General features: G+C 73.3%; 16 protein-coding genes. 11 read left to right on the forward strand and 5 right to left on the reverse strand.

Features of this window, described 5'->3' with window-relative positions; translation table 11 throughout:
• Positions 1–96 precede the first annotated feature (96 nt).
• From dnaE to GA0070214_RS16260, 3 genes are all read left to right on the forward strand, one after another.
• Positions 97–3,630: a DNA polymerase III subunit alpha gene (gene dnaE / locus GA0070214_RS16250; RefSeq protein ID WP_091263643.1), complete on the forward strand. Its 3,534-nt coding sequence runs from the start codon at positions 97–99 to the stop codon at positions 3,628–3,630.
• 315 nt (positions 3,631–3,945) lie between these two features.
• Positions 3,946–4,878, forward strand: a complete 933-nt coding sequence (locus GA0070214_RS16255) for a DUF2268 domain-containing putative Zn-dependent protease (RefSeq protein ID WP_091264028.1) — start codon at positions 3,946–3,948, stop codon at positions 4,876–4,878.
• Positions 4,868–5,503: a suppressor of fused domain protein gene (locus GA0070214_RS16260; protein ID WP_208602795.1), complete on the forward strand. Its 636-nt coding sequence runs from the start codon at positions 4,868–4,870 to the stop codon at positions 5,501–5,503. The genes GA0070214_RS16255 and GA0070214_RS16260 overlap by 11 nt, the downstream gene beginning before the upstream one ends.
• A gap of 1 nt (position 5,504) precedes the next feature.
• Here GA0070214_RS16260 and GA0070214_RS16265 read toward each other — a convergent pair whose 3' ends face one another.
• The 3 genes from GA0070214_RS16265 to GA0070214_RS16275 all read right to left on the reverse strand — a co-directional run bounded on the left by GA0070214_RS16265 (position 5,505) and on the right by GA0070214_RS16275 (position 8,175).
• Positions 5,505–5,846 carry an NIPSNAP family protein gene (locus tag GA0070214_RS16265; protein WP_091263647.1) on the reverse strand — a complete coding sequence of 114 codons (342 nt, stop codon included), beginning with the start codon at positions 5,844–5,846 and terminating at the stop codon, positions 5,505–5,507.
• 65 nt (positions 5,847–5,911) lie between these two features.
• A complete protein-coding gene (locus GA0070214_RS16270) occupies positions 5,912–6,592 on the reverse strand; it encodes a response regulator (protein ID WP_091263649.1) in 681 nt (226 codons plus the stop codon).
• Positions 6,589–8,175, reverse strand: a complete 1,587-nt coding sequence (locus tag GA0070214_RS16275) for an ATP-binding protein (protein ID WP_091263651.1) — start codon at positions 8,173–8,175, stop codon at positions 6,589–6,591. Before GA0070214_RS16275 ends, GA0070214_RS16270 begins: the two co-directional genes overlap by 4 nt.
• Before the next feature lie 132 nt (positions 8,176–8,307).
• On the opposite strand from GA0070214_RS16275, the gene GA0070214_RS16280 reads away from it, so the two are divergent.
• Together GA0070214_RS16280 and GA0070214_RS16285 are read left to right on the forward strand one after the other, a co-directional pair.
• A complete protein-coding gene (locus GA0070214_RS16280) occupies positions 8,308–9,693 on the forward strand; it encodes a cation:dicarboxylate symporter family transporter (protein ID WP_091263653.1) in 1,386 nt (461 codons plus the stop codon).
• 120 nt (positions 9,694–9,813) lie between these two features.
• Positions 9,814–10,851, forward strand: a complete 1,038-nt coding sequence (locus GA0070214_RS16285) for an aminotransferase class V-fold PLP-dependent enzyme (RefSeq protein WP_091263655.1) — start codon at positions 9,814–9,816, stop codon at positions 10,849–10,851.
• A 50-nt stretch (positions 10,852–10,901) separates the two neighbouring features.
• Here GA0070214_RS16285 and GA0070214_RS16290 read toward each other — a convergent pair whose 3' ends face one another.
• The gene (locus GA0070214_RS16290) at positions 10,902–12,074 is read right to left on the reverse strand and encodes an acyl-CoA dehydrogenase family protein (protein ID WP_091263657.1); all 1,173 of its coding nucleotides are present in this window, start codon (positions 12,072–12,074) and stop codon (positions 10,902–10,904) included.
• A gap of 222 nt (positions 12,075–12,296) precedes the next feature.
• On the opposite strand from GA0070214_RS16290, the gene GA0070214_RS16295 reads away from it, so the two are divergent.
• The 3 genes from GA0070214_RS16295 to GA0070214_RS16305 are packed head-to-tail and all read left to right on the forward strand — an operon-like array spanning position 12,297 to position 15,510.
• On the forward strand, positions 12,297–12,950 hold the full coding sequence (locus tag GA0070214_RS16295; protein ID WP_091264031.1) for a TetR/AcrR family transcriptional regulator: 654 nt from the start codon (positions 12,297–12,299) through the stop codon (positions 12,948–12,950).
• 44 nt (positions 12,951–12,994) lie between these two features.
• Positions 12,995–14,437, forward strand: coding sequence for an aldehyde dehydrogenase family protein (locus tag GA0070214_RS16300; protein ID WP_091263658.1), 1,443 nt, complete (start codon positions 12,995–12,997; stop codon positions 14,435–14,437).
• Positions 14,434–15,510 carry an alcohol dehydrogenase catalytic domain-containing protein gene (locus tag GA0070214_RS16305; protein WP_244167734.1) on the forward strand — a complete coding sequence of 359 codons (1,077 nt, stop codon included), beginning with the start codon at positions 14,434–14,436 and terminating at the stop codon, positions 15,508–15,510. Before GA0070214_RS16300 ends, GA0070214_RS16305 begins: the two co-directional genes overlap by 4 nt.
• Here the strand turns inward: GA0070214_RS16305 and GA0070214_RS16310 are convergent.
• A complete protein-coding gene (locus GA0070214_RS16310) occupies positions 15,494–16,426 on the reverse strand; it encodes a TetR/AcrR family transcriptional regulator C-terminal domain-containing protein (RefSeq protein WP_091263660.1) in 933 nt (310 codons plus the stop codon). The genes GA0070214_RS16305 and GA0070214_RS16310 overlap by 17 nt on opposite strands.
• A 144-nt stretch (positions 16,427–16,570) precedes the next feature.
• Here GA0070214_RS16310 and GA0070214_RS16315 point away from each other — a divergent pair, with 144 nt between their 5' ends.
• The 3 genes from GA0070214_RS16315 (at position 16,571) to GA0070214_RS16325 (ending at position 19,430) form a co-directional block, all read left to right on the forward strand.
• Positions 16,571–17,770, forward strand: a complete 1,200-nt coding sequence (locus tag GA0070214_RS16315) for an FAD-dependent monooxygenase (RefSeq protein WP_091263662.1) — start codon at positions 16,571–16,573, stop codon at positions 17,768–17,770.
• 219 nt (positions 17,771–17,989) lie between these two features.
• The gene (locus GA0070214_RS16320) at positions 17,990–18,751 is read left to right on the forward strand and encodes an ABC transporter ATP-binding protein (protein ID WP_091263664.1); all 762 of its coding nucleotides are present in this window, start codon (positions 17,990–17,992) and stop codon (positions 18,749–18,751) included.
• On the forward strand, positions 18,738–19,430 hold the full coding sequence (locus GA0070214_RS16325; protein ID WP_091263666.1) for an ABC transporter ATP-binding protein: 693 nt from the start codon (positions 18,738–18,740) through the stop codon (positions 19,428–19,430). Before GA0070214_RS16320 ends, GA0070214_RS16325 begins: the two co-directional genes overlap by 14 nt.

The raw sequence follows: 19,430 nt of genomic DNA on the forward strand, positions 1-19,430 counted from the left end.
CGTCGGCGCGGCCGGTGGAGCCGCGGAGTTGACCTCGGTAGGGTGGGTCCCGGTCGGTTCCGACCGCCCAAGATCCATAGCTGGGGGGCGCCACGCATGGGCGATTCGTTCGCGCATCTGCACGTACACACCGAGTACTCGATGCTCGACGGGGCGGCCCGGCTCAAGGACCTCTTCGCCGAGGCCGCGCGGCTCGGCATGCCGGCGGTGGCGATCACCGACCACGGCAACATGCACGGCGCGAACGACTTCTACAAGCAGGCCATGGCCGCCGGGGTGAAGCCGATCCTCGGCGTCGAGGCGTACGTGGCGCCGGAGTCGCGCTTCCACAAGCAGCGGGTCAAGTGGGGCCGCCCCGAGCAGAAGAGCGACGACGTCTCCGGCAACGGCGCCATCACCCACATGACCATGTGGGCGGCGAACCGCGACGGCCTGCACAACCTGTTCAAGCTGAACTCGCGGGCCTCCATGGAGGGCCACTACGTCAAGTGGCCCCGCATGGACATGGAGCTCATCGCCGAGCACGCCGAGGGCATCATGGCCACCACCGGCTGCCCCTCCGGCGCCGTGCAGACCCGGCTGCGGCTCGGCCAGTTCGACGAGGCGCTCAAGGTCGCCGCCGCCTACCAGGACATCTTCGGCAAGGACAACTACTTCCTGGAGATCATGGACCATGGCCTCGACATCGAGCGCCGGGTCCGCGACGGGCTCACCGAGATCGCCCGCAAGCTCGACATCCCGCCGGTGGTCACCAACGACTCGCACTACACCCACGAGGCGCAGGCCGAGGCGCACGACGTGCTGCTCTGCGTGCAGACCGGCAGCAACGTCGCCGACCCCAACCGCTTCCGGTTCGAGGGCGGCGGCTACTTCGTCAAGTCGGCCGAGCAGATGCGCGCCGTCGACTCGTCCGAGCTGTGGCAGCAGGGCTGCCGCAACACCCTGCTGGTGGCCGAGAAGGTCGACCCGGCCGGGATGTTCGAGTTCCACAACCTCATGCCGCGGTTCCCGATCCCCGAGGGCGAGACCGAGGAGTCGTGGTTCCGCAAGGAGACCTTCGCGGGGTTGAAGCGCCGCTACCCGAACGGCATCCCGGAGGGCCACGTCGTCCAGGCGGAGTACGAGCTGGGCGTCATCATCCAGATGGGCTTCCCGTCCTACTTCCTCGTGGTCGCCGACTTCATCCAGTGGGCGAAGAGCCAGGGCATCGCGGTGGGCCCGGGCCGGGGCTCGGCCGCCGGCTCGCTGGTCGCGTACGCCCTGGGCATCACCGACCTGGACCCCATCCCGCACGGCCTGATCTTCGAGCGGTTCCTCAACCCCGAGCGCATCTCGATGCCGGACGTCGACATCGACTTCGACGAGCGCCGGCGCGGTGAGGTGATCCGCTACGTCACCGACAAGTGGGGCGAGGACAAGGTTGCGCAGATCGCCACCTTCGGCACCATCAAGGCGAAGGCCGCGATCAAGGACTCGGCACGGGTGCTCGGCTACCCGTACGCGGTGGGCGACCGGATCACCAAGGCGATGCCCCCGGCCGTGATGGGCAAGGACATCCCGCTGTCCGGCATCTTCGACCCGAAGCACCCGCGCTACGCGGAGGCGGGCGAGATCCGCGGCCTCTACGAGTCCGACCCGGACGTCAAGAAGGTCATCGAGACGGCCAAGGGCATCGAGGGCCTGATCCGGCAGACCGGCGTGCACGCCGCCGGCGTCATCATGTCCGCCGAGCCGATCATCGAGCACATCCCGCTCATGCGGCGGGACTCCGACGGCGTCATCATCACGCAGTTCGACTACCCGACGTGCGAGTCGCTCGGGCTGCTGAAGATGGACTTCCTCGGCCTGCGCAACCTCACGATCATCGACGACGCGGTCAAGAACATCCAGCTCAACCACGGCAAGGAGCTGGACCTGCTGGGCCTGCCGCTGGACGACCAGGCGGCCTACGAGCTGCTGGCCCGCGGCGACACACTGGGTGTGTTCCAGCTCGACGGTGGGCCCATGCGCTCGCTGCTGCGGCTCATGAAGCCGGACAACTTCGAGGACATCTCCGCCGTGCTGGCGCTCTACCGGCCCGGCCCCATGGGCGTGGACTCGCACACCAACTACGCGCTGCGCAAGAACAACCTCCAGGAGATCACGCCGATCCACCCGGAGCTGGAGGAGCCGCTGCGCGAGATCCTCGCCCCCACCTACGGCCTGATCGTCTACCAGGAGCAGGTGCAGCGCGCCGCGCAGATCCTCGCCGGCTACAGCCTCGGCCAGGCCGACCTGCTCCGCCGCGCCATGGGCAAGAAGAAGAAGGAGATCCTCGACAAGGAGTTCATCCCGTTCCGGGACGGCTGCCGCGAGCGCGGCTACTCCGACGAGGCCATCCAGGCGGTGTGGGACGTCCTCGTCCCGTTCGCCGGCTACGCGTTCAACAAGGCGCACTCCGCCGCCTACGGCCTGGTGTCGTACTGGACCGCGTACCTCAAGGCGCACTACCCGGCCGAATACATGGCGGCGCTGCTCACCTCCGTCGGCGACGACAAGGACAAGATGGCGCTCTACCTCTCCGAGTGCCGCCGGATGCGCATCCAGGTCCTTCCGCCGGACGTCAACACCTCGGCCGGGCCGTTCACCCCGGTCGGCGAGGACATCCGGTTCGGCCTGGCCGCCGTGCGCAACGTCGGCGCGAACGTGGTGGCCGCGATCATGCGGTGCCGCGAGGAGAAGGGCGACTACGCCGACTTCTACGACTTCCTGTCCAAGGTGGACGCGGTCGCCTGCAACAAGAAGACCATCGAATCGCTGATCAAGGCGGGCGCCTTCGACTCCCTGGGCCACAGCCGCAAGGGCCTGCTCGCCGTGCACGCCGACGCCATCGACGCGTACGCCGACGTCAAGCGCAAGGAGGCCGTCGGCCAGTACGACCTGTTCGGCGCCGGCTTCGGCGACGCGGACACCGGCGGCAGCACCACAGTGATGCCGGTCATCGGCGAGGGGGAGTGGGACAAGCGGGACAAGCTCGCCTTCGAGCGCGAGATGCTCGGCCTGTACGTCTCCGACCACCCGCTCTTCGGGCTGGAGCACGTGCTCGGCGCGGCGGCGGACACCACCATCACGGCGCTCTCCGAGGAGGGCAGCGTGCCCGACGGCGCGGTGGTCACCCTGGCCGGCATCCTCTCCGGGGTGCAGCGCCGGGTCACCAAGCAGGGCCGGGCCTGGGCGTCGGCCACCCTGGAGGACCTGGCCGGCGGGGTGGAGACGCTGTTCTTCCCGAACACCTACGAGGTGATCGGGCAGTACATCGCCGAGGACGCCATCGTCGTGGTGAAGGGCCGGGTGGACCGCCGCGACGACACGCCCCGGATCATGGCGATGGACATGCAGATGCCCGACATCAGCAGCAACCCGGCGAACAAGCCGGTCACCCTCACCATCCCGGTGCACCGCTGCACACCGCCGCTGGTCGAGAAGCTCAAGGAGACCCTGGTGCTGCACCCGGGGGACACCGAGGTGCACGTCAAGCTGCTCAACGGCGGCAAGGTCACCACGCTGCGCCTGGGCCCGTTCCGGGTGGCGGCCACCACCGCGCTCATGGGCGACCTGAAGAGCGTCCTCGGCCCGGCCAACGTGAGCTGACCGAGTCAGCGAAGGACTGCGACCAGCAGATATAACGCAGAGTAAACGGCGACTTCATCTGGGAGCCCTAGGTTCGGCGGCGGCGTGCCGCCCGGTGCGCCGCCCGCCGGACCCAGGAGCATCCCGTGAGCCAGGTACTCATCGCCGTCGCCGTGAACGTCCTCAGCGCCGCGCTGATCGCGCTCGTCACCGCCGTGTTCCGCCGATTCCTGGCACCCGTCGCCGCCTGACTCCGGTCGCCACAGTCCCCGCGTTCGGACTGATCCCATCCCGGTCGGGGTGGCGGGTCCGGGCACGGCCCGGCAGCATCGGCACGTGCCCACCACCGATCTGCTCCGGGTGCGCGATCTGGTGCCGGACTTCCTCGCCTGCCTCGACGAGTGTGCCGAGGCACCCCTGTCACACTGGTCCGACCACTGGCGCTGCCGTTACGTGGGCCGGCACCCGGACGTGTTTCGGACGCTGGACAGGGACGGCTCCTGGTCCAGCGCGTCGGATCTGGCGGACGTGCTGCTGAGGCTCCGCGACCGGGCCGCGGATCTCACCACCCACGCCGAGGCGGTACGCGCCCTGCTGCCCTCCGGCGTGGCGGCGGTTTGCGACGCGCTGGACTGGTCGGACGCCGGGGACCCGGTCGAGTGTGTGGTGCTGGTCGGGCTGCACCGGGCCAACGGCTGGGCCGATGAACTCGACGGCCGGTTCGCGCTCTTCCTCGCGGTGGAGCAACTGGGTCCGCCCGGTGACGACGGGCTTCTGGTGCTGCACGAGGCCGCGCACGTCGTACACGACCGCCGGGCCGGGATCCGCGACTGGCCCGAGCACGGGGTGGCGAACGGGCTGCTCACCGAGGGACTGGCCACCCAGGTGTCGGCGGAGGTCGACCCCGGACGGCCCGACGAGGACTACCTCTGGTTCGGCCACCCCGGCCACCGCTCGTGGCTGGACGACTGTCGCCGGCGCTGGCCGGAGATCCTGCGCCGGGTCGCGGCCGACCTCGATGCCACCGACCCGGAGCACTACGCGGCCTACTTCCTCATGCGCGACTCGCCGGTCGCCCGGGACCTGCCCAAGCGCTGCGGCTACCTGGTGGGTCTGGCGGCGGTGCGACGGCTGCGGGAGCGCCATCCACTGCCGGAGATCGCCTCCTGGTCGCTGGCCCGGGTCCGGGCGGAGCTCCGCGGCGCGCTGGCAGGCCTGCCCGTTCCCACCGGAGGCGGTCCGGTGGCAGGATCGGCCGGTGGATCATGAACTGCCGCCCTCCGCAGTCCACCTTCGGGACCATCTGCGGAACCTGTTCCCCACCCGGGTGCTGGACGTGCTGCCGCCGGCCGCCGGGCCCATTCATCTGCGGGTTCCCGACTTCCACGTCTTCCGCCTCGCGCCGGGGCCGGGGGAGGGCGGCTGGCTGTACGTGAGCGCCGGCCTGTGGGATGCGACCCAGCACCACGGACACGGTCTCGAGTTCGTCCTGTACACCGCTGAGCCGTCCGACCGGCACGTGGAGACGGTGACGATGAACGCGTACTACCACGCCGCGGGTGGCCGGAACACGCTGGACCTGGGACACACCGTCCCGATCGGGCGGCCGTGGCAGCCCGGGTCGCGCTGCGACCACCTGCTGGTGAGCCTGCCGTACCTGTGGGGCCCCGAGCTGGAGGTCTGCGCTTTCCCCGAGGGTCATGTCCGGGTGCTCTGGCTGCTGCCCATCACCAGGGCCGAGAAGACGTTCCGCCACGCGCACGGTCTCGAGGCGCTGGAACAGCGACTGGAGAATGCGGGCATCGACCCGGCGGATCCGGCGCGGGCCTCGGTGGTGGAGGCCGAAGCCGGTCGGCTGCGCCGGCTGCTGCGTCGCCGCGGCGGGAAGGGGTGACTCAGAGCCGCTGACCGCCCAGGACGTCGGCGGCGGCGTCGGAGGTCTCCAGCACCACGGTGTGGTAGCTCTCGATGCGCGACAGGATCGCGTCGCGGGGGCCGTCGCGCCAGGCCTCGCTGCCGTAGAAGGCCTCCTCCTGCGCGTCCCGCACGGCCAGGGACGGGAAACCCCGGATCAGGTACGCCTCCTCGTGGCCGTCCTCGCGGGCCAGGGACGCCCCGCCGGCCACCACCCGGATGCCGAAGCGGCCGAGCAGCGGCGCGGCCTCCTCCCGCATCACCCGGACGAACTCGTCGATCGTGCCGGGCTTCAGGCGGTAGGTGCGGATCTCGAGAATCATCGACGACCTCCGGAGTGGCTGAGGGCCTGACGCTAGCCGTCCCGGCCCCTGCGCTCCACCCCGCGTCAGACCGGCCGGTACTCGACCTCCGGGCGGCCCGGGGTGCCGTAGCGGGGTGCCCGGACGGCGCGGTCGGCGGACACCAGGTACTCCAGGTAGCGCCGGGCGGTCACCCGGGAGATCCCGGTGCGGTGGCCGACCTCGGTGGCGGAGAGCCCGCCGTCGCCGAGGGCGGCCAGCACGGTGTGCAGGGTCTGCTCGTCCAGGCCCTTGGGCAGGGTGTGCCGGGTCGCGCCGCGCAAAGTGGCGAACATCCGGTCCACCTCGTGCTGGGCGGCCACCTCGCCGTCGGCCAGGGCCTGCCGCCGGTATTCGGCGTAGCGCTCCAGCTTGTCGCGGAAGGCGGCGAAGGTGAACGGCTTGAGCAGGTAGTGGGTCACCCCGAGGGACACCGCGGTGCGGACCACCGCGAGGTCGCGCGCCGAGGTCACCGCGAGCACGTCGACGCTGCTGCCCGCCGCCCGCAGGGCCCGGCACACGTCCAGGCCGTGCAGGTCGGGCAGCCGGAAGTCGAGCAGGACCAGGTCGACGTCCGCGCCGCCGCGCCGGCGCAGCGCCGCCATCGCGTCCCGCGCGGTGTGCGCCACGCCGACCACCACGAAACCGGGAACCCTTTCGGTGTACGCCCGGTGCGCCTCGGCCAGCAGCGGCTCGTCCTCCACCACGAGCACCCGGACGTCGTTCATCCTTCCACCCCCGCCACCGGCAGCCGGACGGTGAACACGGTCTCCCCGTCGCCGGTGCGGACCACCTCCGACGTGCCGCCGTGCCGGCGGACCACCTGCCCGACCAGCGCCAGGCCGAGCCCCCGGCCGGCGCTCTTGGTGGACCAGCCGCGCCGGAACGCGTCCGCCACCCGGTCTGGGTCGAGCCCGGGTCCGCTGTCGCCGACCCGGACCACCAGGTCGCCGCCGACCGTACCGACGAAGATCTGCACGCGGCGCGGCGGCGGGGTGCCGGCGACCGCCTCCAGGGCGTTGTCGACCAGGTTGCCGACCACGGTGAGCAGGTCGGTGGTGGGCAGGGGACTGTCGTCGAGCCGGCAGTCGGGGTCGATCACCAGGTCCACGCCGCGCTCGCCGGCCCGCGCCGACTTGCCGAGCAGCAGGGCGGCCAGCGCCGGTTCGGTGACCGCTCCGACCACCCGATCGGTGAGCTGCTGGGCGATCGCCAGGTCGCGGGTGGCCAGCCGGACGGCCTCGTCGGTGCGGCCCAGCTCCACGAGGGTGAGCACGGTGTGCAGCCGGTTCGCCGACTCGTGGGTCTGCGCCTGCAGGGCCTCGGTCAGGGCCCGGACCGAGTCGAGCTCGCTGGCCAGGTTGCGCAGCTCGGTCTGGTCGCGCAGGGTCAGCACGGTGCCGAGCACCGCGCCCTCGAATCGGGTGGTCCGCTGGTTGGCCACCAGCACCCGGTCGCCGGCCAGGATCGGCTCGTCGTGCGCGTCCCGGCCGGAGTCGAGCAGCTCGGCCACCGCCGGGGGCAGGTCGATCCCGGTGACCGGCCGGTCGGTCACGGTGGCGTCGTCGGCCAGCCCGAGCAGCCGCCGGCCCTCGTCGTTGACCAGCGCCACCCGGCGGTCCCGGGTCAGCACCAGCAACCCCTCGCGGACGGAGTGCAGGACGGCGTCGTAGTACTCGTACATGCGGGTCATCTGACTCGGGCCGAGGCCGTGGGTCTGCCGGCGGAGCCGGCGGCTGAGCAGCCAGGACCCGGTGGCCGCGAGGGCCAGGGCGGGCGCGGCGGCGCCGAGCAGCACCGGCACCTGGGCGAGCAGCTTCCGGTTGATCGCCCTGGTCGTGATGCCCACCGAGACCAGCCCGATGATGCGGTGCCCGCCGTCGTACACCGGGACCACCGCGCGCACCGACTCGCCGAGCGTGCCGACGTTGGTGATGGTGAACGGGTCGCCGGAGAGCGCCGGGCCGATGTCGCCGATGAACGGCTGCCCGATGAGCTTCGGGTTCGGGTGCGAGTAGCGGGTCCGGTCCGGGGCCATCACCACCACGAAGTCCGTTCCGGTGGCGACCCGGGTGGCCTCCGCGTAGGGCTGGAGGGCGGCCGACGGGTCGGCCGCGGTGAGGGCCGCGCGGACGTTGGGGGAGCCGGCCACGGCCTGCGCGACGGCCAGCACCTCGTCCTCCGCGGCCTGCTGGGAGTCGCTGCGCGCCAGCCAGACGGCGCCGGCCGCGCCGGCCAGCACGAGCAGCGTCACCACCACCGCCTGGAGGGCGAAGAGCTGCCCCGCGATGCTCCACTGCCGTCGGGCCACGTTCCCCTCCTCCCTCCGCCGGTCGTCGGCAAGTCTGGCGCACCCGCCGGTGCGGTTTCGGCCGTGTGCTGTGCGGGTGAACAGAATGAACGCAAGCGTGCCCCGTAGTGAGATCGGCCTCACATTGTGGGCATGGAGACCACCACCACACCCACCCCCGAGACCGCCCGGCCGGCCCGCCGGGACCGGACCCGGTTCCTCTACCTGGCGGTCATCGTGGCCGTCGTCGCCGGCATCGTGGTCGGCCTCGCCGCGCCCGAGGTCGGCAAGGAGTTGAAGCCGCTGGGCACCGGCTTCGTGAACCTGATCAAGATGATGATCAGCCCGGTCATCTTCTGCACGATCGTCCTCGGCGTCGGGTCCGTCCGGCAGGCCGCCCGGGTCGGCAAGGTCGGCGGCCTCGCGCTCGGCTACTTCCTGCTCATGTCGACGGTGGCGCTCGCCATCGGCCTCGTGGTCGGCAACATCGTCCATCCCGGCTCGGGCCTGAACCTCGGCCCCGAGGTGGCCGACGCGGGCAAGTCCGCCGCGGGCGGCGAGAGCGGTGACACCGTCGAGTTCCTGCTCGGCGTCATCCCCACCTCGCTGTTCTCCGCGCTCACCGAGGGCTCGGTGCTCCAGACGCTGCTCGTCGCCCTGCTGGTCGGCTTCGCCGTGCAGGCCATGGGCCGGCGCGGGGAGCCCGTGCTGCGTGCGGTGGAGGTCGTCCAGCGCCTGGTCTTCAAGGTGCTCGCGATGATCATGTGGGTGGCCCCGATCGGCGCGTTCGGCGCGATCGCCGCGGTGGTCGGCGCCACCGGCGTGGACGCGCTGACCAGCCTGGCCCAGATCATGCTCGGCTTCTACGCCACCTGCCTGATCTTCGTGATCGTGGTGCTCGGCGCGCTGCTGCGCCTGGTGTCGGGTGTCTCGATCTTCGGCCTGCTGCGCTACCTGGGCCGGGAGTTCCTGCTGATCCTGTCCACCTCGTCGTCGGAGTCGGCGCTGCCCCGCCTGATCGCCAAGATGGAGCACTTCGGCGTCAGCAAGCCGGTGGTCGGCATCACCGTCCCCACCGGCTACTCCTTCAACCTCGACGGCACGGCCATCTACCTGACGATGGCCGCGCTGTTCATCGCCGACGCGCTTGGCAAGCCGATGGCGATCGGCGAGCAGATCGGCCTGCTGGCCTTCATGGTCATCGCCTCGAAGGGCGCCGCCGGGGTGACCGGCGCCGGCCTGGCCACCCTGGCCGGCGGCCTCCAGTCGCACCGGCCGGACCTGGTCGACGGGGTCGGCCTGATCGTCGGCATCGACCGTTTCATGTCCGAGGCCCGGGCACTGACCAACTTCGCCGGCAACGCGGTGGCCACCGTGCTGGTCGGCACCTGGACGGGCGAGTTCGATCGGGCCCAGGCCCAGGCGGTGCTCAGCGGGCAGCGTCCGTTCGACGAGACGACCATGCTCGACGACGAGCCGGACGACGAGGGCGCCGAGCCGGCCGGGCGTCCCGGCGCACTGGCCGACGCGCCGGCCTGAGCCGACCGCCCACCCCGGCCCGTCGGACCCGACCGGCGGGCCGGCCGGCGTGACCGGGTGGGACCACCAGGCGGGAATTGGCCGTCCCGGTGCCCGACCACGATCATTAGCGTCGGTGGCATGGACCTGGAACAGGCACAGAAGCTGTGGCAGCCGGAGCCCGGCTGGCTGAACACCGCCACCTACGGGCTGCCGCCCGACCCGGCCTGGACGGCGGTGCAGGACGTGCTCGCCGACTGGCGGGCCGGGCGGGTCTCCTTCGAGGGCTGGGGCGAGTCGGTCGGCCGGGCCCGCACCGCGTTCGCCCGGCTGGTCGGGGTGGCCCCGGCGGACGTGGCGATCGGCAGCACGGCCTCGCAGCTGCTCGCCCCGGTGGCGGCGGCCCTCCCGGCCGGCGCGACGGTGGTCGTCCCCGCGGAGGAGTTCACCTCCAACCTCTTCCCCTGGCTGGTCCAGGAGGGGCGAGGCGTGCGGGTCCGCACCGTGCCGCTCGCCGGCCTGGTCGACGCGATCGACGGCGACACCGACCTGGTCGCGTTCAGCCTCGTGCAGTCCTCGGACGGCACCGTCGCCCCGTACGAGACGATCGTCGCGGCGGCCCGGGCGCACGGCGCCCTCGTCGCGGTCGACGCCACCCAGGCCGCCGGCTGGCTGCCCTTCGACGCCGGGCTGGCCGACGTGGTCGCGGTGGCGGCGTACAAGTGGCTGATGGCCCCGCGCGGCGCGGCCTTCGCCTACCTGGCCCCGGCCCTGCGCGAGCGGCTGCGGCCCGACGCGGCCGGCTGGTACGCGGGTCAGGACCCGCAGTCGTCCTACTACGGCCCGCCGCTGCGGCTGGCCGACGACGCCCGGCGCTTCGACATCTCGCCGGCCTGGTTCAGCTATGTCGGCGCGGCACCGGCCCTGGAACTGCTCGCCGAGATCGGGCTGCCCGCCGTGCACGCCCACGACGTGGCGCTGGCCAACCGGTTCCTCACCGGGCTGGGCCGCCCGCCCGGCGACAGCGCGATCGTCGTCGTCGAGGTGCCGGACGCGCAGGAGAAGCTGGCGCGGGCCGGGGTGCGGGCGGCGGTCCGCGCCGGGCGGGTCCGGGCCGCGTTCCACCTCTACACCACCGAGGACGACGTCGACCTGGCCCTGGCGGCGCTCACCGGCTGAGGCCGGGGGTGGCTTCCGCCCCGGGACCGGGCGGGAGCCACCCCCGGGGCTCAGGCCAGGTGGCCGCCGATCTTCGTGTACCCGCGCAGCAGGTCGCGCGAGATGATGAGCCGCTGCATCTCGTCGGTGCCCTCGAAGATCCGGTAGAGCCGGACCTGCCGGTACCAGCGCTCGATCGGCAGTTCCCGCGTGTAGCCCATGCCGCCGTGGATCTGGAGCACCCGGTCGACCACCCGGTTGACCATGCCGGCACCGTAGAGCTTGCCCATCGACGAGGCGTGCCGCGGGTCCAGGCCCTGGTCGACGGTCCAGGCCGACTTCAGCACCAGCCAGCGGGCCGCCTCCAGTTCGGTCTCCGAGTCGGCGATCATCCACTGGATCGCCTGGTTGGTGCCGATCTTCGCGCCGAAGGTCTCCCGGGTGTTGGCGTGGTCGATGGCCATCTGGAGGGCCCGTTCGGCGATGCCGATGGCGTGCGAGGGGATCGTGTAGCGGCCCTTGCCGATCCACTCCATGCCGAGCGTGAAGCCCTGCCCGATCTCGCCCAGGATGTTGCGGTGCGGCACGCGTACGCCGTCGAAGATCAGCGACGCCGGCCCGCCCTCGCCCATGGTCTGGATGAACTCCGACCGCCAGCCCATCGCCCGGTCCACCAGGAACGCGGTCGCGCCGCCGTTGCGGGCGCCCTTCTCCGGGTCGGTCACGGCCACCACGATGGCGAAGTCGGCGTCGTTGCCGTTGGTGATGAACGTCTTCTCGCCGTCGAGGACCCAGTCGTCGCCGTCGCGGCGGGCGCGCAGCTTGATGTTCGCGGCGTCCGAGCCGGCGCCCGGCTCCGTGATCGCGAAGCAGGAGATCCGTTCCCCCTCGATGGTGGGGACGAGGAACTCCCGCTTCTGCTCCTCGCTGGCGTGGAACAGGATGTTGTCCGCCTCGCCGCCGAAACGGAACGGCACGAAGGTGCGGCCCAGCTCGGTCCAGATCAGCGACTGGAGCACCGCGGGCAGGTCCATCCCGCCGTACTCCTCGGGGGTGGCCAGGCCCCAGAAACCGAACTTCTTCGCCTTGAGCTGCAGCTCGCGCAGCTCGGAACGGTCCAGGCCGGGCTGGTGGGCGCGCTCGCGGCGCAGCACCTCCTGCTCCAGCGGCAGCACCTCGCGGGTGACGAAGGCGCGCACGGTGTCCCGGACGGCCCGTTCCTCCTCGGACAGTGCGAAGTCCACGTTGCTCCCTCAGGTCGGCGTGGCGACCGGCGCGGGCGGCGGCGGTCGCTCTTAAACTAGCGGTGTAAGTTTTAATCCGTCCAGACCCCTTCTCCGGCTGTCGCGGTGAGGTCCGGCGGCCCCGGCCCCGGTTAGGGTGCGTGAGCAGGTGTTCCGACGGGGAGGCGGCGTGGCGGGATTCGACCGGCGAGGGGCGCGCGGCCCGGCGTGGGTGGTCTGACCGTGCCCCGTCCCCGTCAGGCCCTGCTGAACCGCGAGCGGATCGTCGAGACCGCGCTCGCGCTGATCGACGCCGACGGTCTCGGCGCGTTCTCCACCCGCCGGCTGGCCGCCGCGCTGAACGTGCAGGGCCCCTCGCTCTACAACCACTTCGCCACGAAGGACGAGATCCTCGACGCGGTGGCCGACAGCGTCACGGCGTCCGTCGACGTCGGTGTCTTCGACCGGTACGACTGGGCCGAGGCGCTGCGTCGCTGGGCCCGGTCCTACCGTGCGGCCCTGGCCGTCCACCCGAACATCGTCCCGTACCTGGCGCAGGGGCCGGGGCGGCGCCCGGCCGCCCTGGCCATGGCCGACGCCGTCTACGGCGCCCTGGTCCGGGCGGGCTGGCCGCCGGCCCGGGCCACGCACATCGGCGCCGCGCTGCGCTACTTCGTGGCGGGCTCGGCCCTCGGCTCGTTCGCCCGCGGCTTCGTCGAGGACCCGGAGCTCTACGCGGCCCACCCGCACCTCACGCAGGCGCACCGGCTCCGCGGCCACCAGCGCAGTGTCGACGAGGGCGCGTTCACCCTGGGCCTGGACGCGTTGCTGCACGGCCTCGCCGCCGAGTACGCCCGGACGGTGACCCCTCTGGAACGCGGCACCGGTCCGGGGTAGCGTCAAAACTCCCACTGCTAGTTTCCCGCCCCCGAAGGGACGCCATGGATCTCGCCGACGCGCCCCCCGCCCTGCTGGTCCGCCGCCACCTGCACGTCGCCGGAGACTGGGTCGACCCGGCGGACGGCGGGACGATCCCGGTCGAGAACCCGGCCACCGGCGAGATCGTGGGGCAGGTCCCCGCCGGCACCCCGGCCGACGTGGACCGGGCCGTCGCCGCGGCCCGGGCCGCCTTCCCCGGCTGGGCCGCCACCGCCCCCGCCGAGCGGGCCGCCCACCTGGACCGGCTGCACACCGCGCTCGCCGCCCGGGCCGACGACATCGCCCGCACCGTGGCGCTCGAACTGGGCACCCCGCTCAAGCTCGCCACCCGGGTGCAGGCCGGCCTGCCGCTGACCGTGCTGCGCGGCATGGTCGACCTGGCCGCGAACCCGCCGGCCGAGCGGACCGTCGGCAACTCCCTCGTGGTCCGCGAGCCGGTCGGCGTGGTCGGCGCGATCACGCCGTGGAACTACCCGCTGCACCAGGTGGTCGCCAAGGTGGCACCGGCCCTCGCCGCCGGCTGCACGGTGGTGCTCAAGCCCAGCGAACTGACCCCGCTCACGGCGTACCTGCTCTTCGACGCGATCGCCGAGGCCGGGCTGCCGCCCGGGGTGGTCAACCTGGTGCCCGGCACCGGGCCGGTGGTCGGTGAGGCCCTGGCCGCCCACCCCGACGTCGACCTGGTCTCGTTCACCGGCTCCACGGCCACCGGCCGGCGGATCGCCCACCTGGCCGCCGACCGGATCGCCCGGGTCGCGCTGGAGCTCGGCGGCAAGTCGGCCAACGTGATCCTCGCCGACGCCGACCTGCCCACCGCGGTCAAGGTCGGGGTCGGCAACGCCCTGCTCAACTCGGGCCAGACCTGCACCGCCTGGACCCGGATGCTGGTCCACCGCGACCGCTACGCCGAGGCCCTCGACCTGGTGGCGGCGGCCGTGGCCGGCTACCGGCCGGGCGACCCGTTCGACCCGGCCACCCGGCTCGGCCCGCTGGTCTCCGCCGCCCAGGCCGAGCGGGTCCGCGGGCACGTCGACCGCGCCCTCGCCGACGGCGCCCGGCTCGTCGCCGGCGGACCGGACGCGCCGCTGCCGCCGCGCGGCCACTTCGTGGCGCCCACCGTCTTCGCCGACGTGCACCCGGACAGCGTCCTCGCGCAGGAGGAGGTCTTCGGCCCGGTGCTCGCGGTCATCCCCTTCGCCGACACCGACGAGGCGGTCACCATCGCGAACAACTCGCGGTACGGCCTGGCCGGCGCCGTCTGGTCCGCCGACGAGGAGGCCGCGCTGGCCGTGGCCCGGCGGCTGCGTACCGGCCAGGTCGACGTCAACGGCGGCGCGTTCAACCCGCTCGCCCCGTTCGGTGGCTACAAGCAGTCCGGGCTCGGCCGCGAACTCGGCGGCTACGGCATCGAGGAGTTCACCGAGCTGAAGGCGATCCAGCGGTGAGGGCGCTCGTGGTCCGCGGCCGGGGCGCCACCCCCGCCGTCGAGGACGTCCGCCTGCCCGCCCCCGGCCCCGGCGAGCTGCGGGTCCGGATCCGGGCCGCCGGCATCTGCCACTCCGACCTGGCCATGGTGGACGGCACGGTGGCGCCCGCGTACCCACTGGTGCTCGGGCACGAGGCGACCGGCGTGGTGGCCGAGGCCGGCCCCGGCACCCGGTTGGCCGTCGGCACGCCCGTGGTGCTCAACTGGGCCCCCGCCTGCCGGGCCTGCTGGCACTGCCGGCACGGCGAGCCCTGGCTCTGCGCCGCCAACACCGGGGCCTCGGTGGCCCGGGGCGAGACCGCCGACGGTGGCCCGCTCCAGGTGACCCTGGGTCTCGGCGCGCTGGCCGAGGAGGTGGTGGTGCCCGAGCGGGCGGCCATCGAGGTCCCGGCCGGCCTGCCGCCGGAGCAGGCCGCGCTGCTCGGCTGCGCCGTGCTCACCGGCACCGGCGCGGTCCGCAACACCGCCCGGGTCGCCCCCGGCGAGTCGGTGGTGGTGATCGGCCTCGGCGGGGTGGGCCTCGCCGTGCTCACCGCTGCCCGGCGGGCCGGCGCCGGGCCGATCCTCGCCGTCGACGTGGCCGAGGCGAAGCGGGACCTCGCCCTCGCCGCCGGAGCCACCGACTTCCTCCGCTCCGACGACACCCTCGCCAAGGAGGTCCGGGCGCGCACCGAGGGCCGGGGCGTCGACCACGCCTTCGAGTGCGTCGGCCGGTCCGTCACCATCCGGGCCGCCTGGCGGTCGACCCGGCGCGGGGGAGCGGTCACCGTGGTCGGCATGGGCGGCAAGGATGACCTGGTGAGCCTGTCGGCGCTGGACATCTTCCACTCGGCCCGCACGCTGCGCTCCTCGGTCTACGGCTCCTCCGACCCGGACCGGGAGGTGCCGGAGCTGGCGGCCGCGCTCGCCGACGGCAGCTTGGACCTGGCGCCCCTGGTCAGTGGCGCCATCCCCCTCGACGAGGCGCCCGCGGCGCTGGACCGGCTCGCCCGGGGCGAGGGCGCCCGCTGGGTGGTCACCTTCCCGGACTGACCTCGGGCCCGCCCTCGATCAGCACGGCGATCCCGTCGAGCAGCCGGCGCAGGCCGAAGTCGAAGACCGTCTCCAGATCCACGTCGACGCCGCCGCTGGTCAGGGCGTCCATGGTGGCCAGCCCGCCGCCGGCCATCAGCTGCTGGAACGTGGCCTGCTGGCGCTCCACCCACTGGTCGTGGGTGAGGCCGGTGTCCTGCTCCGCCTGCGCGCCCATCTCCAGGTTCGTCGCGATGCCCTTCACGTAGGCCATCAGGGTGATCGCCACGTGCCAGCGCACCTGCCGGTCCAGGCCCAGCCCCGCGGTGGCCCGCAGGGCCCGGTCGGTGTGCGCCATGCCGTGCGGCAGCGGCTGCGGCCGGGCGATCGAGATGACGTGCGGCACCCAGGGGTGCCGCCGGTAGACGGCCCACTGCGCCCGAGCCAGCACCTCTAGGCGGGCGCGCCAGCCGGCCGGCTCGGCGACCGGCAGCGGGGCGTCGGCCAGCACCGCGTCGGCCATGGCCAGGATCAGCTCGTCGCGGCCGCGCACGTGCCGGTAGAGCGACATGGTGGCCACACCCAGCTCGGCGGCGATCTGCCGCATGGACACCGCCGCCAGGCCGCCCTCGTCCGCCAGCGCCAGCGCGGTGCGCAGCACCCGTTCCCGGCTCAGCTCCGGCTCCCCCCGCGCCGGCTCCCGCCGTGTCGGGGCGACCACGGTGCCGGCACCGGGCCGGGTCAGCACCAGCCCCTCGGCGCGGAGCAGGGCGAGCACGCGGGTCGCGGTGGCGATGGCCACCCCGTGCTCGCGGGTGAGCTGCCGGGCCGAGGGCACCCGGTCGCCGGGCCGCAGCTCGCCCAGGTCGATGCGGCGGCGGATCTCCGCGGCGATCCGCCGGTACGGCGGCTCCTCGCCGCGGCCACGCTCGGACATCCCCGCAGCGTACTAGTACACCCGCCCTGTGGGACACGCCGGAACGGGCAGCGTACTAGGTCGCCGGGAGCGTCCAGGCGCGCTGGACCCTAGCGTCCTACCCGCACCGGATGGACGGTGTACGCGCGAACTCGGGAGAACACCATGAACGACAGGACCGTGCTCATCTCCGGCGCCGGCGTGGCCGGCCCCGCCCTCGCCTTCTGGCTGCGCCGGCACGGCTTCGCCGTGACCGTGGTGGAACGCGCCCCCGGGCTGCGTCCCGGCGGGCAGGCGGTCGACGTGCGGGGAACCGCCCGCGAGGTGGTCGACCGGATGGGGCTGGCCGCCCGGATCCGGGCCGAGACCGTCCGGGAGAAGGGCATGGCGTACGTCGACGAGCGGGGCGCCACGCGCGCCCGGCTGCCGGTGCACGCCTTCGACGGGGAGGGGATCGTCGCCGACATCGAGATCGAGCGGGGCGACCTGGCCCGGCTGCTGTACGAGGCCACCCGGGACGAGGTCGAGTACGTCTTCGACGACTCGATCGAGACGCTGGACCAGAGCGGGGACGGGGTGCGGCTCACCTTCGCCCGGTCCGCCCCGCGCACCGTCGACCTGGTGATCGGCGCGGACGGCTCGCACTCGCACACCCGGGCGCTCGCGTTCGGCCCCGAGTCGGCGTACGTCCGGCCGCTCGGCGCGTACCTGGCCTACTTCTCCACCCCGTACCGGGACGAGACCGGCTGGTTCCTGCTGCACAACGCCCCCGGCGGCCGGGTGGTCGGCACCCGCCCGACCCGCGACGGCCGGACCGCCGCCTTCTTCAGCTTCCGCTCCGGCGAACTCGACGTGGACCGGCGGGACCGGGCCGCCCAGCAGCGGCTGCTCACCGAGCGCTTCGCCGACGTCGGCTGGCGGGCCGCCGACCTGCTGGCCGCCGCGCCGGACGCCGGCGACTTCTACTTCGACCGGTACGGCCAGGTGCGGATGGACTCGTGGAGCACCGGGCGGGTGGCGCTGCTCGGCGACGCCGCCTGGTGCCCGTCCCCGCTCACCGGGCAGGGCACCAGCCTCGCCCTGGTCGGCGCGTACCTGCTGGCGGGCGAGCTGGGCGCGGCGCGGGGCGACCACGCGGTGGCCTACCGCCGCTACGAGGAGCTGCTGCGACCGCACGTGACCCGCGGCCAGGAGCTGCCGGGCGGCGGCATCGGCGGCTTCCTGCCGGAGAGCCGGGCCGCGATCCGGATGCGCGACGCGTCGATGCGGGCCATGACCTCCCGGCCGCTGCGCGGGCTCGCCACCCGGCTGTTCTTCAGCAAGGCCGACGGTCTCGATCTGCCGGAGTACGCGGCCGCCCGGTGACGGTGGCGCCACCACATGTCGACACCCGCCGATCCGCCCGGAGGCCGGCGGACGGGCCCGCCCCCTATGGGGAGCGGGCCCGTCCCAATGGGGGTGAATGTGTGGGGAATCGACATGGCTCGACTCTGCCGGTGCGCCGTAGGTTTCCTGCACGCGTCGGCCCTGTGACCCCGGTCACCGACCTGGCCGGCGTGGGACGGACCTGCGGAGGGTGAGGCGATGGCCGGGCAAGCGATCCTGTCGGCCCGTGGGCTGACCCGGGACTTCCGGGGCTTCCGGGCGGTCGACGGGGTCGACCTCGACGTGGCGCCGGAGACCGTGCACGCCCTTGTGGGGCCCAACGGCGCCGGCAAGACCACCCTGTTCAACCTGCTCACCGGCTTCCTGCCGCCCAGCGCCGGCCGGATCGAGCTGGCCGGCCGGGACGTCACGGGCCTGCCCCCGGAACGGGTCGCCCGGCTCGGCGTGGCCCGCTCCTTCCAGATCACCAGCCTCTTCCCCCAGCTCGGCGCGCGGGAGCATGTCGAGCTGGCCCTCCAGGCCTCCAGCGGGCTGGGCTGGCGGTTCTGGCGCTCGGCGAAGCTGATGCGCCGTTACCGCGAGCGGGCCGACGAACTGCTCGCCATGGTCGGCCTCGCCGAGCTGGCCGAGGCCCCGGCCGAGGCCCTCGCGTACGGGCGCAAGCGCGCCCTGGAGCTGGCCATCGCGCTCGCCCTCGACCCGAAGGTGCTGCTGCTCGACGAGCCCACCGCCGGGATGGGCCTGGAGGACGTGGACCGCACCGTCGACCTGATCGCCCGGGTCCGCGAGGGCCGGACCGTGGTCATGGTCGAGCACAACATGAGCGTGGTGGGCCGGCTGGCCGACACGGTCACCGTCCTCCAGGCCGGCAAGGTCCTGGTCGAGGGGCCGTACGAGCAGGTCCGCGCCGACGAGCGGGTCATCACCGCCTACCTGGGAGCCGCCGATGCTGCGCATTGAGAACCTCTCCGCCTGGTACGGCGAGGCCCAGGTGCTGCGGGAGGTGAGCCTGGAGGTGGCGGCCGGCGAGGTGGTCACCCTTGTCGGGCGCAACGGCGCCGGCAAGTCCACCCTGCTGCGCTCCGTCATGGGGCTGCACGCCGGCCAGCGCGGCAGGGTCACCTTCGCGGACCGCGACGTCACGAAGCTGCCCGCGTACAAGCGGGCGCGGCTCGGGCTCGGCTGGGTCCCCGACGACCGGGGCGCGTACGCCACCCTGACCGTCACCGAGAACCTGACCCTGCCGCCCCGGGTCGGCCCCGACCCGTGGCCGCTTGCGCGGGTGTACGAGGCGTTCCCCGCCCTCTACAGCCGGCGGGACTCGGCGGCCACCATGCTCTCCGGCGGCGAGCAGCAGATGCTCGCCCTGGCCCGGGTGCTGCGGATGGGCGCCCGGCTGCTGCTCTGCGACGAGCCCACCGAGGGCCTGTCGCCGCTGCTCGTGCAGCAGGTCGGCGACCTGCTGCGGGAGGCCAAGAAGCACGGCGTGACCGTGCTGCTGGTCGAGCAGAACCTGCACTTCGCCACCGGCGTCGCCGACCGGCACTACCTGCTGGCCGAGGGACGGATCGCGGAGGCGATGGACAACTCCGAGGTGCGCTCGCGGGAGCGCGAGCTGCTGGCGTACCTCGGCATCTGA

The organism is Micromonospora chaiyaphumensis (assembly GCF_900091435.1).
Classification (GTDB): Bacteria; Actinomycetota; Actinomycetes; order Mycobacteriales; family Micromonosporaceae; genus Micromonospora; species Micromonospora chaiyaphumensis.

Excerpts from the sequence above, each read along its gene's own strand:
- GA0070214_RS16325 (WP_091263666.1), top strand. The coding sequence starts at position 18,738 with ATGCTGCGCATTGAGAACCTCTCCGCCTGGTACGGCGAGGCCCAGGTG.
- GA0070214_RS16280 (WP_091263653.1), top strand. The coding sequence starts at position 8,308 with ATGGAGACCACCACCACACCCACCCCCGAGACCGCCCGGCCGGCCCGC.
- GA0070214_RS16285 (WP_091263655.1), top strand. The coding sequence starts at position 9,814 with ATGGACCTGGAACAGGCACAGAAGCTGTGGCAGCCGGAGCCCGGCTGG.
- GA0070214_RS16265 (WP_091263647.1), bottom strand. The coding sequence starts at position 5,846 with ATGATTCTCGAGATCCGCACCTACCGCCTGAAGCCCGGCACGATCGAC.
- dnaE (WP_091263643.1), top strand. The coding sequence starts at position 97 with ATGGGCGATTCGTTCGCGCATCTGCACGTACACACCGAGTACTCGATG.
- GA0070214_RS16310 (WP_091263660.1), bottom strand. The coding sequence starts at position 16,426 with ATGTCCGAGCGTGGCCGCGGCGAGGAGCCGCCGTACCGGCGGATCGCC.
- GA0070214_RS16300 (WP_091263658.1), top strand. The coding sequence starts at position 12,995 with ATGGATCTCGCCGACGCGCCCCCCGCCCTGCTGGTCCGCCGCCACCTG.
- GA0070214_RS16270 (WP_091263649.1), bottom strand. The coding sequence starts at position 6,592 with ATGAACGACGTCCGGGTGCTCGTGGTGGAGGACGAGCCGCTGCTGGCC.
- GA0070214_RS16315 (WP_091263662.1), top strand. The coding sequence starts at position 16,571 with ATGAACGACAGGACCGTGCTCATCTCCGGCGCCGGCGTGGCCGGCCCC.
- GA0070214_RS16320 (WP_091263664.1), top strand. The coding sequence starts at position 17,990 with ATGGCCGGGCAAGCGATCCTGTCGGCCCGTGGGCTGACCCGGGACTTC.